This is a genomic window from Micromonospora parastrephiae (assembly GCF_016802865.1).
Lineage (GTDB): Bacteria > Actinomycetota > Actinomycetes > Mycobacteriales > Micromonosporaceae > Micromonospora > Micromonospora parastrephiae.
Genome location: NZ_JAEVHM010000148.1, coordinates 1 through 13,756 on the forward strand (window position 1 = coordinate 1; position 13,756 = coordinate 13,756).

Below are 13,756 nucleotides of genomic sequence, written 5' to 3' on the forward strand. Positions count from 1 at the left end.
CGAGAACTCAACGGACGACCACGCCAAACCCTCGACTGGCACAATCCAGCCGAGGTACTCAACAAACACCTAGTTGCAACAACCGCTTGAAACCGCCCGCCGCGATACCACTACATCCAGGATCGAGCGCGATCTTGCGAGGCATGGGCGCCGGGACCGTTCGGGCCAGCCGGATGGCTGGTTGACGCGTTGAGGTGCGCTGATGAGAATGAGCGACGGAGCCAGGTAGGGCCACCGGCACGAGGGCGACGACGGCGGAGCACCGCTGTCGAGGGGTCGCCGGTGAGCGTTCGCGAGTGTCCCCGTCCGCGTGACATGACCGTCGCGCACTGTCCGCGTACCCCTGAGGGCCGTGACGTGCCGACGGCCGCCCGCCGGCGCCGTCCACCGACGGCGCCGGGCCTCCGAAGTGGAGCTCGAATGTTCCGTCCCACCGCCCTCGGCGGCGCGCTGACCGCGCTCGCCACCGTCGCGGCCGGCGTGTTCCTCGCCGCCGCCGTCAGCACCAGCCCGGCCGTGGCCGCTGGCACCGGCACCGGCTACCTGCACACCAACGGCAACCAGATCGTGGACAGCACCGGCGCCACGGTCCGGCTGACCGGCATCAACTGGTTCGGCATGGAGACCGACAACAAGACCTTCCACGGCCTGTGGTCGAGCAACCCGTGGCGGGGGCAGCTCGACACGATGGCCCGGCTGGGCTACAACACGTTGCGTGTGCCGTACTCGAACGACGCGCTGAAGCCGGGTGCGACGGCCACCGGGGTCAACGACTTCGTCAACCCGGACCTGGTCGGGCTGTCGCCGTTGCAGATCCTGGACAAGGTCATCGACTACGCCGGCAGCAAGGGGATGCGGATCATCCTGGACCGGCACCGGCCGACGGCGGCCGGGCAGTCACCGCTCTGGTACACGTCGACGGTCTCCGAGGCGACCTGGATCAACGACTGGAAGATGCTCGCCCAGCGGTACGCGGGCAACCCCACGGTGATCGGCGCCGACCTGCACAACGAGCCGCACGCCGAGGGCACCAACCCGGCGGCCACCGGCGCGTGCTGGGGCGGCGACACGACCCGGGACTGGCGGCTGGCCGCCGAGCGGGCCGGGAACGCCATCCTCGGCGTCCAGCCCAACTGGTTGATCTTCGTGGAGGGGGTGAGTTGCCCGAGTGGTGGCCTCTCCAACGTGTGGGACAACGACCCGAGCAACGACGAGGACTGCGGTTGGTGGGGCGGCAACCTGTCCAGGGCCGGCGAGTTCCCGGTACGGCTGAGCGTGGCGAACCGGTTGGTCTACTCGCCGCACGAGTACGCCACCTCGGTGTACCGGCAGACCTGGTTCGACGCCCCGGACTACCCGGCGAACATGCCGGCCATCTGGGACAAGTACTGGGGCTACCTCTACAAGCAGAACGTCGCGCCGATCATGATGGGTGAGTTCGGCAGCACTTTGGCCGACCCGAAGGACAAGGTGTGGCTGGAGAAGCTGATGGCGTACACCGGCACCGGGGTGACCGGGATGTCCTTCACCTACTGGTCGTGGAACCCCAACTCCGGTGACACCGGCGGCATCGCGCTGGACGACTGGACCAACATCAACACCACCAAGCAGGCGATCCTCCAGCCGTACCTGATCGCGCCGTCCGGCGGCGGGCCGACCGGTGGCCCGACCGGTGGGCCGACGGGTGGTCCGACCAACCCGCCCACCGGCGCCTGCACGGCCACCTACCGGCAGGTCAACGCGTGGCAGGGCGGCTTCCAGGGTGAGCTGACCGTGAAGAACACCGGCTCGGCCGCGGTGAACCCGTGGTCGGTGACCTGGAGTTGGCCCTCCGGGGTGACGCTGGGCAGTGGCTGGAACGCCACTGTCACGCAGTCCGGCACGACGGTCACCGCCGCCGGCCCGAGCCACACCCCCGCCCTGCCGGCGGGAGGGTCGGTCACCGTGGGCTTCACCGCCAACGGCACCGCCAGCGCCCCGGGAACGGTGAAGCTCAACGGCACCGGCTGCTGAGCTGACGGGACGTACTCCTACCAGCTGGACACCGCGCGCAACATCAAGTCCATCGTGACGGATCACCGGCTGAACGGACGGGCCCCTCGTCGTCGTAGCACGACGACGAGGGGCCCGCGCACGACGTCAGCGAGCGGCGCAGCCACCGGCGGGCGCGGCGGCGACCGCCGGGGCGCCGATCGTGGGCAGACCGAGCAATACCCCGGGGGTACGCGGGGAGCGACCCGCCTCGGCGGCGTCACCGGCCCGGGTCCGGCGGTGCGACAGGGGCGCCCCGTCGGCGTTCAGGTGGTGCGGCGCGGCGTACGTGACAGTGGTGTGCACGATGTCGCCGGGTCGGATCTGGTCGGCCAGCGACCCGCCGTCGGGCGTGCCCGTCGCGAAGTGCACCAGCCGACCGTCGCGGGCCCGACCGGACATCCGCCCGGTCCGCTCGTCCTTGCGGCCCTCGCCGACCGCGACCAGCACCTCGACGGTCTCCCCCACCAGGCGCTTGTTCTCCGCCCAGGTGATCTCCTCGACGCATGCGATCAGCCGCTCGTAGCGCTCCTGCACGACCTGCTTGGGCAGCTGGCCGTCCATCGTCGCGGCGGGTGTGCCGGGGCGCTTCGAGTACTGGAAGGTGAACGCCGAGGAGAAGCGGGCCTCGCGCACCACGTCCAGGGTGCGCTGGAAGTCGGCCTCCGTCTCGCCGGGGAACCCGACGATGATGTCCGTGGTGATCGCCGCGTCCGGCATCGCGGTCCGGACCTTCTCGATGATGCCCAGGTAGCGCTCCGAACGGTACGACCGCCGCATCGCGCGGAGCACGTCGTCGGAGCCGGACTGCAACGGCATGTGCAGCGAGTGGCAGACGTTCGGCGTCTCGGCCATCGCGGCGATCACGTCGTCGGTGAAGTCCTTGGGGTGCGGGCTGGTGAACCGGACCCGCTCCAACCCGTCGATGTCACCGCAGGCGCGCAGCAGCTTGCCGAACGCGTACCGGTCGCCGAACTCCACGCCGTAGGAGTTGACGTTCTGCCCGAGCAGCGTCACCTCCAGCACACCCTCGTCGACGAGGGCGCGCACCTCGGAGAGGATGTCGCCGGGGCGGCGGTCCCTCTCCTTGCCGCGCAGGGAGGGCACGATGCAGAACGTGCAGGTGTTGTTGCAGCCCACCGAGATCGACACCCAGCCGGCGTACGTCGACTCGCGCCGGGTCGGCAGCGTGGACGGAAACACGTCCAGCGACTCGAGGATCTCCACCTCGGCGGCGGCGTTGTGCCGGGCGCGCTCCAGCAGCACCGGCAGCGAACCGATGTTGTGCGTGCCGAAGACCACGTCCACCCAGGGCGCCTTGCGGACGATCTCGCCACGGTCCTTCTGGGCCAGGCAGCCGCCGACCGCGATCTGCATGTCCCGGTGCTTGTCCTTCACCGGGCGCAGACGACCGAGGTTGCCGTAGAGGCGGTTGTCCGCGTTCTCCCGCACCGCGCAGGTGTTGAAGACCACCACGTCCGGGGTCTCGTCGCCGCCGGGTGCGCGCACGTACCCCGCCTGCTCCAGCAGGCCGGAGATGCGTTCGGAGTCGTGCACGTTCATCTGGCAGCCGTACGTCACGACGTTGTAGGTCCTAGCCACCCTGTTGGCGCCCCTTCCCCTCGGCTACCAGGGTAGCGGTCCGGTCCGGAGGGCACGGAGACCGCCTTGACCCGCTGGCCCATGGCGGGAGCCCACAGCGGGCAGTACGCTCCCGAACAAGAACGTCTTTCTGGGCGATTTCGGGGTCTATGTACTCGGGGCCGCCGCTGCGCGGCTCCTTCCCCAGGAGCGCATCATGACCTGCGGGGAGGCCAACCGTGACGCGACTACACGCGCCACAGCGCCCCGTCGTCACCCCGGACGGGCGGTACCTCACGGTGGAGACCTCCGGCGCCTCGGACGGCGCCGTGGTCGTCCTGCTACACGGCACCCCGGGCAGCCGCAGTGGCCCCCGTCCCCGCGCGATCGCCCTGCACCACCTCGGCGTACAGCTCGTCTGCTACGACCGGCCCGGTTACGGCGACTCCGACCGGCACGAAGGTCGACGGGTGGCCGACACGGCGGCCGACGTGGCGGCGATCGCCGACGACCTGGGCGTCGACCGGTTCGCGGTGGTGGGTCGCTCCGGCGGCGGGCCGCACGCCCTGGCCTGCGCCGCACTGCTGCCGGACCGGATCACCCGGGCCGCCGTGCTGGTGGGGCTCGCCCCGGCCGGCGCACCCGATCTGGACTGGTACGCGGGCATGTCCGAGACGAACATCGAGGCCTTCGCGCAGGCCGACGAGGATCTGGCGGAACTCACGCGCACCCTGACGGTGCGCGCGGAAGAGGCCCGGCGGGATCCGATGACGCTGCTCGAATTCCTCCGCCCTCACCTGCCCGAAGAGGACATCCGGGTCGTCGACGATGCCACGCTCCGCCGGCTGTTGACCGACATGTACGCCGAAGCTCTGCGGCACGGCCCCGAGGGCTGGATCGACGACGTACTGGCGATACGGCGGGGGTGGGGGTTTGACCTCGGAGCCATCCGCGCACCCGTCCGGCTCTGGCACGGAGCGCAGGACCGGTTCTCTCCGGTGGAGCATTCTTACTGGGTGGCGTCGCGGATCCCGCGCGCCGAGGTCGAGGTGCAGGTCGGTGCCGCGCACTTCGGCGCGGTGGAGATCCTTCCGCGGATCCTGGCCTGGCTGGCCGGCCCGGAGCTCGCGGACAGCCCGCGGCTCTGAATCCGAGCCCGGCGCGGCCGCCCACCAAACCCAGCCCTCGATCAGAACGGGTGGGGGTCGACCACCCGGACGACGAGCCGTCGTTCCCGCAGGGTCTGCACGCAGGGATGCTCCTGGCCGATCACCTCGGCCAGCCGGTCGACCAGCACGCCGACGTCCTCGGCCGCGGCTCGGTCGGTGATGTGCCTCGACACCAGGGCGAGGTCGCCGAGGCAGCGCAGCGTGTCGGGGTGCTCCGGTCCGAGCACCGTGGACAGCCGCCCCGCGGTCTCTCGCAGGCGGTCCCGGGCCGGAACCCGCTCCCCCTGCTCGGCGAGGCACACCGCCTGGTTCACCTCCGCCGCCAGGGTGTGCGGGTGGTCGGGGCCGAGTGCTTTGCGCAACTCATTGGCCGCCCGGGTGGCCGATGCGAGGGCTTCCGATCCGCGGCCGAGCGCGCGTTCGGCGGCGGAGATGTTGCTCAACGCCGCCAGGGTGAGCGGATGCTCCGGGCCGAGTCGAAGCCCCTCGTCGTACGCCTGAGCCACCGTGGTCATCTCGACGAGCGCCCGGGCCGCGTCGCCGACGGCCAGCAGGTTCGCCGCTCGACTCGACCGGCACGTCACCGTGTCCGGATTATCCGGTCCAAGGCACTCGTCGAGCTTCCGGTGGGCCGTCTCGAACAGTGCCACGGCCTCGCCCGCCCGACCCGCGCTGCGCAGTGACACCGCCAGGTTGACCTGGGCGCCGAGACTCCGAACGTCGTCCGGGCCAAGGACCTCGCAGTACGCGTTGTACACCGTTCTCAGCAGGACGGCCGACGGTTCGTACTCGCCGGCCTCCCGCAGGTCGCTGCCCAGCCGAACGGCGGAGACGAGCGTGTACGGGTGGGTGGGGCCGAGCACCAGCCGCCGCCTCTGATGGACCTCGTCGTCCCACCGCCGGGCCGACCGGTGGTCGCCGGCCAGCCGGTACGACACGGCGAGGTTGTTGGCCGCGCTCAACGTCCGCAGGTGGTCCTCGCCGAAAACCTGGACCCAGGAGGCGTGGGTGGACCGGTCCCGTTCCAGCGCCTCCGTGTACCGGCCGAGGGCCCGCAGGTCACCGGCGAGGCTACCGGCGGTCAGCAGGCTGTGCGGGTGCAGCGGGCCGAGCAGGCGGCGCTGCTCGGCCAACACCACTTCGTCCAGCTCGCGGGCCTCGTCGAACCGGCCCATACTGCGCAGGATGTTCGCCCGGTAGAACCGCAGGTGCAGCACCTGTCGGGCCAGCACCGTCGCGTCGGCCTCATTCAGCGGGCCGCACAGCCTCTCGGACCAGGTGTCGTCCACCTGCTGGCTGAACCTCTCCGCCAGCTCCAGGCCGCCGCGCTGCCACAGGTAGCGCACCCGGTCGATCAACAGCTGACACACCGATTCGTCGGGGCAGGTCAGCGCGTCGGAGACCTGCAGGTGCGGCCAGAGCACGCGCAGCCTTGGCCAGGTCGAGGGGTCGTCGTCGCGCGGCCGGGACGCGGCCAGCACCAGATGCACCTGGTGCCGGGCCGCGGCGACCTCGTCCTCGGTCATCCGGTCCCGGACCACGGCCTGCAACAGCCGATGCACCTGCACCCGGCCACCCTGGACGTCGAGCTTCAGCAGGGCCAGCCGGTTGATCTGCTGGACCAGGGCGCCGCGCACCAGCCTTTCCGACACCGAAGGGTCGAACGGCGCGAGGGCCGCCGCCATCTCGTCGCTGTAGATCAGGTCGAGGGCGATCTCCGGTGCCAGCACCGAGCAGAGCTGCAACAGGCGGTACGCGGCCGGCGCCTGATCGAGCAGCCGGTTCAGCGAAAGGTCCCAGGTGGCCGCCACGGACAACGCGCTGGGCCCGTGCCGCTCGATCTGCCGCAGATAGTCGGCAACGGACGTGCCGGTGTCGGCGAGCCACGCCCCCGCCGCGGCCACCGCGATCGGCAGGTCACCGAGCGCGTCAGCCACCCGATCAGCAGCCTCGCCGCTGATCGTGGGCACCCGCCGGGCGAGGTGGGCGACGCTTTCCGTGCGGTCGAAGACGTCGACCTGGATCGGGTTGGCTCGGTCGGCCCAGGCTCGGTTGCGCGAGGTCAGCAGAACGTGCCCGGGACCCTGCGGCAGGAACCGCGCGATCTGGTCCAGTTCCTCCGCGTTGTCGAACACGACAAGCCACCGCGCGTACGGCTCGCCGCGGCCGAGAACCTGGAGCACCGACCGGACGGTGTCGGGCAGGGTCGGTCCGGTGACGATCCCGAGTCGAGCGGCGAGGTCGGCCAGGGAGGTGTCGACGAACTGCGGTGGGTCGGCGACGATCCACCAGACGATGTCGTACGCGGACCTGAAGCGGTGTACGTACTCGATGGCGACCTGCGACTTTCCGACGCCGCCCAGGCCCTGTAGGGCGACCGGCAGCACCACCGCGCTGCCGCCGCTCCGCAACTGCGCCCGCAGTCGGGCCAGGTCGTCCTCCCGGCCCGTGAACCGAAGGTTGCGGTTGGGCGCATTGAAGATCAACGGCTCGGTGCCGGGATAGCGAACACCCCCACCCGCGCGCCCGTCCGCCGACGGCGGCACCGGTCGGCCGACCAACCGCAACACCCGCTGCACCGCGGTCGCCGCGGTCACGCCGACCAGGTTGGTGGAGCTGCCCGCCGGGAACTCCGCCAGCGGGCGGACATCGCCGACGTACACGGCGAGCGCGGTGACACCCGTGTTCGTGTCGCCCTCCGGCAGCCCCCCGGCCGGCATCGCCACGAAAGCAGGCGAGACCACGCTCAGCGTGCGCGGTGCGGACCTACCGGCGGAGCCCACGGCGGCGGCCGGGTCGACCACCCGCATTCCGGCCGACGTGAGCACCCGTTCCAGCCACTCGGCCCAGATGGCATCCTCCGGGGCGCAGCGCAGCGCGATCTGGTCGTCGACCACCTCGGTACGCCGGCGGAAGCGCGCCTTGCCCCGTTCCCGCACCGACTCGTCCATCACCGGCAGCCCGGTCACCGCACCGTCGGTGAGGATCCCGGTCAACCTCTCGAACGCCGCCAGCAGCGACGTCGGCGAGCCGGGCGGGTCGGCGAAGGTCGCCAGGATCTCCTCGTACGCGTAGAACGGCCGGTACGGCACCTCGATCGCCGCCCAGTACCGCCGCCGCTCCGCCTCGGTCATGCCCGCCGGCAATCCGGCGAAACGACGGATGGCCAGCAGGCGACCCGCCTCGGCTCGCTCCTTCTCCGCCTCGTCGACCCGCATCGGCACCGGCAGCACGCGGATGTCCCGCCGCCGATAGCGCTCCCGCACCGAGTGCGCGACCCGGGCCGCTCCGTCGATACCCTGATCGCTGAGGGTGAAGCAGTCGACCAGGGTGTCCGGCAGAAGCAGGGTGCAGATGTCGGCGATATCGCTCAACCCCGTCCGGCTGTCGATCAGGGCGAAGTCGTACTGCCGCTTCATGTCCGCCCGTAACGCCTCGAAGAACTGCGCCCCACCCAACCGGTTGTAGAAGTTGTCCCAGTCCAGGCCACTCACGGAGACGGCGTAGTCGCTGTTCTGCCTTCCCGCGGAGAGGAAGTCGAGACCGCCGCCGTCCGGAAAGTTCCAGCGCAGCGAGAACGCGTGTCGGCCGACCCTCGCGTACTGCTCCATCCAACGATCCGGCCGGTCGTCGACGCGGGTGGTCTCCCACTCGTAGTCACGGATCATGTCGATCACGCCGCTGGTGCCCGAGATCGCCTCGGCGTCGAGGAAGGGGTGGAAGAAGCGGTGCAGGCCGGGCGATTCGAGGTCCCAGTCGGCGACGAGCACCCGTCGACCGCTGGCGGCGAGGATCCAGGCCACGTTGGCGAGTGCCATCGTCCGGCCGGTCCCGCCCTTGAACGAGTAGAAGGTGACGACCTGGCCTTTGCGATCGTTGTTCATCGGTCTTCTCCGGGGCGACGCGATGATGCCGGATCAGCAGATGGTGCCGCGGGGTGAGGGGTAACCGCCGGACTGTCGCGCAGGCTCGGCACCGGCTCCGATGGCGTGTCGAACGGGACGACCGGAGCGTGTTTGAGGAACTGGCGGCGGGCCTCGGTGACCAGCGCCGGCATCAGGTCGACGAAATCCCACAGGTTGCACGCGCGCTTCACCTGGAGCACCCCGGCGGCGTGCAGCAGTCGCGTCACCTCGGTCGCCCACCGGCTGGCGTCCTGGGTGTCGTCATCGTCCGTGACCACCAGCGGCACGACCCACTCGCGCAGGTCGTGCAGCACGCGGGCGAGGATGTCGGAGGTGCCCGGCGCTGCCGCGATCCACGGGTCGACCAACAGCACGGCCGGCCGGCGATCGAGCAGCCCGGCGGCCTGCGCGAGATCCGCCGTGCGGGCCGAGAGCCCGAGCCGCTCGGCGGTGCTGGCCGCGTACTCGGCGGCGGGCAGTTCCTGCCGGCGCCCGTACGGCCGCCAGAGCCGGCCGCTGGCCGCGTAGCCGGCGGGGTGGCGGTCGGTCGGCAGTTGGTCCCGGGTCGGGGCCAGGACGGCGACGACGAAGTCCGGGTCGGTCGGTCCCGGGCCGACGACCTCGTCGAGGCCCGGCGCACGGGACGGGCCCAGCGGCCGCCGCTCGGCGGTGTGCACGATCCGGTTGGCCAGGCGGCTCAGCAGAAGCTCGTACTCTGCCCGGTAGGGGGCCAGCATGCAGAACGCCCGCAGGCCGTTCTCGGCGTACTCCGGGACGTCCCGGCCCAGGTCGAGGGCACTGTCCAGCTCGGGATGGGCCTCCCATGGGGGAAACGGGCTCCACAGTACGGGGACCAGATGACCGGCGGTGACACGGTCCGGCCCGGCGGCGGCCAGCCGGGCCCGGAAGGACTCCTGCTCCCCCAACGCCCATGGTCGACTGAAGTAGCCGGGCGAGTAGAGCGGCACGAAGACCTCGGCGTCCCCGAGCGCCTCGGCGAGAGCCGCCTTCCAGTCCGCGCCCAACGGGATGTGCTGGTCGAAGAAGCCGATCCGCATCCCAGCCTTTGGCCGCGCCTGGCGTGCCACCTCCTCGGCCAGGTCGGCGAAGAACTGGCCCACCCAGACATCGGCCCGGTCGCCCGGCGGCGGTAGGGAGTGGGCGTAGCTCAGGAAGAAGTATGTCCCGCGCGCCGACCGACGCCGGTCCACCGGCGGGTTCACCCCAGCCCCTCGGCGAACCGGTTGCGCGACTTGTCCACGGTGGTCAGCACGCCATCGACCCCATCCATGATGCTCACGGCTGCCCCTCGCCCTTCCCGCGCGGGCCGAACACCAGCGTAGACCGCGAATCAACGGTGATCCGCCAGGCGATTCGTGGCGAGCCAGCCGACCGCGAAGTCCACAGCGGCGCGTGCCGACAGCAGGTGCGCGCCGGACCGCCCGACCTGGCCACGGCGGACGAGTGCCGCGCCGCCGAGCGCGGCACCCAGCTCCGAGAAATCGCGATCGTCCAGGTCGACGGCACGGAAGTCGAGGCGGACCCGACGTCCATCGGCGACCCGGAAGCAGCGGTATTCCCGTTCCGGCGGCGCCGGCAGCCGGTACTCGGCCAGGTGCAGGGCGCTGCACGCCTCGAAGCCGACGCCGAGTAGCAGGACCTGCCCGTCCGCCGCGTAGAGCCGGCCCACCGGCGAACGCTCCCCGAGGTGACAGGTGAGGGCATGGTCGTCGGTGAGTCGCCGTGCCTGCGGCCCGAGGGCGGCGAACGAGGTCTGTGGATGGTCGCTCCGTTGCGCACCGGGGGCACGCCGCACGAACTCGGCGAACGCTCCCATCCGCTGGGAGGGTGTGTTCCGGCGGTCCCAACCGGGGAGCGCGGCCTCGTACCGGGCGAGCTGCGCCGGGTCCATGGCCGCGGTGGCCGCCAGGTAGCTCCGGGAGGTGGTCGAGTTGCCATCGGTCTGCGTGGGCACGAGCAGCGTGCCGACCGGGCCGAGGACGTCCCGCAGGACGCCGGCGAGGGTCGCGGGGCCACGCTCCAGCGGGCCCACCCGGCGCAGGCTTGAGTGCACCAGCAGGCAGCTGCCCGGACGGACACCCAGTGCCCGCAGGTCGCCGGCGATGCGGGGTCGGTCCAGTGCGCGGGTGCCGCTCATCCGGGCCCTGCAGCGGTCTCCTCCAGGGCCTGGCGCATCCGGCCCACGAACCGTTCGCCGGCGGCCGTGAGCGAACGGCCGGCCAGCAACGCGTCCGCGCCTTCGCGGGTCCAGGTCAGGAATCGGGCGGCGTACGCCACCGCATCGCCGTGTGCGGGCCGGCCGGCGGCGGCGCGGGCCTGCCACACCCGGGTGACCGCCAGGTGGGCGTACACGCCCTGGAGCACGCCCTCGGGTGGTCGGGGGTCGGGTCGCCAGGGCACCCGGATCCGGTGGCCGGGCTCCGGGTCGACGAGGTCGTACAGGTCGAGTGCGGCACCGAGCTTCACGTGCTGCCACTCGTGCACGAGCAGCACGGCTACCGTCTCCGGGTCCGCGACGGGGGTGAGGGCGATCGCGCCGAACGCGTCCCGGGCGGTTGCGCTCCGCAGTGGCCTTTTCTGGTCGGGGGCCAGCGGCACGAGGGCGCGCAGACCACCGGCGAGCGCAGCGGCGTGGACCGGAACGTCGCGCTCCACGACCCGCCAGGCCTCGGCGAGGGTACGGCTCACCGCCCGCGCCGCCGAGCGCTCCAGACGGGGTGCCACCGGCTGGCCGTAGCAGTCCCGGTACGGGTCGCCGTCCTCCAGGAGCAGTTGGCCACCGGGAACCGGTACGCGGTGCGTCGCTCGCCAGCCACCCGCCTCCGGTTCGCCAGTGTCGAGGACCACCGTCTGCGCCACGTGGTCGCCGCGGACCCGGACGGCACCGGGCAGTACGGTCACCTCCACGGTCCCGTCGACGTCGACCGGCAGCACCAGGCTGCCCAGCGTGGGCACGGTGATCACGCCGGAACGCACCGGGACGTCCAGCGTGGCCGGCGCGCCCGCCCGGAGGGCCGCGGCGAGCGCGAGGGCCGGCAGCGGGTCGGACGCCGGGCCAGCGCCGGACCGGGCCGACGGGGTGAGGCGATGCACCAACCACGGACGGACGAAGGGGTGCGCCAGGACAGCCCGCAGCGCCTCGGGCGCCTTTTCGTCGAGGTCGACGAGCAGCTCCCAGGCGGCCGTCGGGCCGGACCTCTCCCGCCAGCCCGCCAACAGCGCGCGGGTGGCGGAGAGCTGTGTCGCGGCAAGCAGATCGAGGGTGTGCGCCGACCCGTACCCGGTCGCCAGATCGTCCAACAGTTCCGTTGCGAGCGGGTCCGCCAACTCGGCCGGCTGACGGGTGGGCAGCTCGACCGGCGGGTAGGTGTCCATCGTGTCGATCAGGCGGAGCAGGTCGGCGCAGTACACCGACGGATTGTCGAAGCCGGAGCCGGTGCGCCAGCGGTGCGCGTAGAGGCCACCACCGCAGCGGTCGACCACCGGGCAGGACCGACAGGTCGCGCAGAGACCGTCCACGCCGTCCTGTCGGGCGGCGACCCCGGGATGCTGGCGGGCCTCGTCCACCGAATGGCCGAACACGTCGAACCCGGTGTCGGCCGCACCGTGGTACGCCGTCTTCAACGAGTCGACCTGCTCCCAACTGCCGTCCGCCTCGACCACCAGCACGTCGGCCGGTGCGAGACCGAACGCCTCGGTGCCGCCACCACCGGGCTCCAGCGCCTCGAACAGCCGGATCGACAGGGGTCGCCCCTCGTCCACCCAGCGCCGATAGATCCGCCCCAGCCAGTCCGCGTACGGGGTTCCCGCCGTGTCGGGGCGGGCCGGAGGGCGGTCCCAGGTGGCGTGCGGCAGCAGCAGATCGACCCGGGGTGGGCGCTCGGCCAGCAGCGCCTCGTACACCCGGTCGGGATCGTTGCGGATGTCGATCGTGCAGAGGATGCCGGCGTAGCTCGGGTGGTGATCCGGGTGGCGGAGCAGGGCCAGAGCCTGCCGTACCTGATCGTGACTGCTGCCGCCGTGGGCGAAGACGCGGTGGCGGTCGTTGGCCGTCCGGTCGCCGTCGAACGACACCCCGACCCGCACGTCGTACTCGACCAGCAACCGGCACAGTTCCTCGTCGAGCAACACGCCGTTGGTCTGCATGCGCAGGTCGAGCCGGGCCCATGGGGTGATCGTCGTCCGCAGCTCGACCAGCACCTCGCGGAGCCCGGCCGCACCCAACAGCAACGGCTCACCCCCGTGCAGCACCATGTGCACGACCGGGAGGTCGTGCACGCGGGCGTGCTCGGCGATCCGCTTCGCGGTGGCCCGGACGGTGTCCGCTGACATCCGGACCGGTCGGTCGCGCCAGGTCTGATCGGCGTGCTGGTACACGTAGCAGTGGTCACAGCTGAGGTCGCACCTGCTGTGCACCTTCAGCACGAACTGGCTGATCCCCTGGCAGGGCCTGACCGCCCCTGGTGGACAGCACCGGCAGGCCATCGCTCAGATGGACGAGTTGAAGGCGGCGACGGCCACCGTGTCGGAGGCCGCGGGCCGAGCCGCGACGACGCGTCGGCGGATCATCTCGACGAGATCGGCATGCTCGACGGCGACTCGCTCCAACGGGGTGCGCAGGCTACGGGTCAGGTCGTCGAGGTGGGGACGGGGTGTGCGGGTGGGGGTGTGATCCACGAGAAGTCTCCCGGGGGGCCGGGCGCCGGGCGCGCGAACGGCGACAATGGCTCGAAGGCTCTGGTCCGGGACCAGGATAGACAAACATCAACCCGTTGTCACCGTCAGTACAGCCGTCGCCACCAGTGGTAGTGCCGGGTATGACCAAGAGGAGGCCAGCATGTGCCGGAGCATCAAGACGTTGCGTGAGCCGTTCACCCCGCAGGTGACGGACACGGACATCGAGGCAGCGGCGTTGCAGTACGTCCGGAAGATCTCTGGCTTCCGGGCGCCCGCCGCGCACAACGCCGCCGCCTTCGACGCCGCGGTGGCCGCCGTGGCGGAGGCCACCCGCACGCTGCTCGACCAGCTCGTGGTCCGGGGCGCCGGGCG

At 71.6% G+C, this 13,756-nt stretch carries 9 protein-coding genes; 3 read left to right on the plus strand and 6 right to left on the minus strand.

Annotated elements, in window-relative coordinates:
- Positions 1 to 420 precede the first annotated feature (420 nt).
- Positions 421 to 2,013, plus strand: coding sequence for a cellulase family glycosylhydrolase (locus tag JNW91_RS23445; RefSeq protein WP_203177596.1), 1,593 nt, complete (start codon positions 421 to 423; stop codon positions 2,011 to 2,013).
- Positions 2,014 to 2,139: 126 nt separating this feature from the next.
- On the opposite strand, the gene miaB is transcribed toward JNW91_RS23445, so the two are convergent.
- Positions 2,140 to 3,633, minus strand: a complete 1,494-nt coding sequence (gene miaB / locus JNW91_RS23450; protein WP_203177597.1) for a tRNA (N6-isopentenyl adenosine(37)-C2)-methylthiotransferase MiaB — start codon at positions 3,631 to 3,633, stop codon at positions 2,140 to 2,142.
- 218 nt (positions 3,634 to 3,851) lie between these two features.
- On the opposite strand from miaB, the gene JNW91_RS23455 reads away from it, so the two are divergent.
- Complete coding sequence (locus JNW91_RS23455) at positions 3,852 to 4,760, plus strand: alpha/beta fold hydrolase (protein ID WP_203177598.1); 909 nt, start codon at positions 3,852 to 3,854, stop codon at positions 4,758 to 4,760.
- Positions 4,761 to 4,801: 41 nt separating this feature from the next.
- On the opposite strand, the gene fxsT is transcribed toward JNW91_RS23455, so the two are convergent.
- The 5 genes from fxsT to JNW91_RS23480 all read right to left on the minus strand — a co-directional run bounded on the left by fxsT (position 4,802) and on the right by JNW91_RS23480 (position 13,384).
- Positions 4,802 to 8,665 carry an FxSxx-COOH system tetratricopeptide repeat protein gene (gene fxsT, locus JNW91_RS23460; protein WP_203177599.1) on the minus strand — a complete coding sequence of 1,288 codons (3,864 nt, stop codon included), beginning with the start codon at positions 8,663 to 8,665 and terminating at the stop codon, positions 4,802 to 4,804.
- Positions 8,662 to 9,909 carry a TIR-like protein FxsC gene (locus JNW91_RS23465; protein WP_203177600.1) on the minus strand — a complete coding sequence of 416 codons (1,248 nt, stop codon included), beginning with the start codon at positions 9,907 to 9,909 and terminating at the stop codon, positions 8,662 to 8,664. Before JNW91_RS23465 ends, fxsT begins: the two co-directional genes overlap by 4 nt.
- Positions 9,910 to 10,037: 128 nt before the next feature.
- Complete coding sequence (locus JNW91_RS23470) at positions 10,038 to 10,844, minus strand: aminoglycoside N(3)-acetyltransferase (RefSeq protein ID WP_203177601.1); 807 nt, start codon at positions 10,842 to 10,844, stop codon at positions 10,038 to 10,040.
- On the minus strand, positions 10,841 to 13,192 hold the full coding sequence (locus JNW91_RS23475; RefSeq protein WP_203177602.1) for an FxsB family cyclophane-forming radical SAM/SPASM peptide maturase: 2,352 nt from the start codon (positions 13,190 to 13,192) through the stop codon (positions 10,841 to 10,843). The genes JNW91_RS23470 and JNW91_RS23475 overlap by 4 nt, the downstream gene beginning before the upstream one ends.
- A gap of 3 nt (positions 13,193 to 13,195) precedes the next feature.
- A complete protein-coding gene (locus JNW91_RS23480; RefSeq protein ID WP_203177603.1) occupies positions 13,196 to 13,384 on the minus strand; it encodes a hypothetical protein in 189 nt (62 codons plus the stop codon).
- 160 nt (positions 13,385 to 13,544) lie between these two features.
- Between JNW91_RS23480 and JNW91_RS23485 the strand changes: the two genes are divergently transcribed.
- Positions 13,545 to 13,756 (plus strand): DUF2277 family protein (locus JNW91_RS23485; protein ID WP_203177604.1); only part of this gene is annotated, 212 nt, incomplete at its 3' end.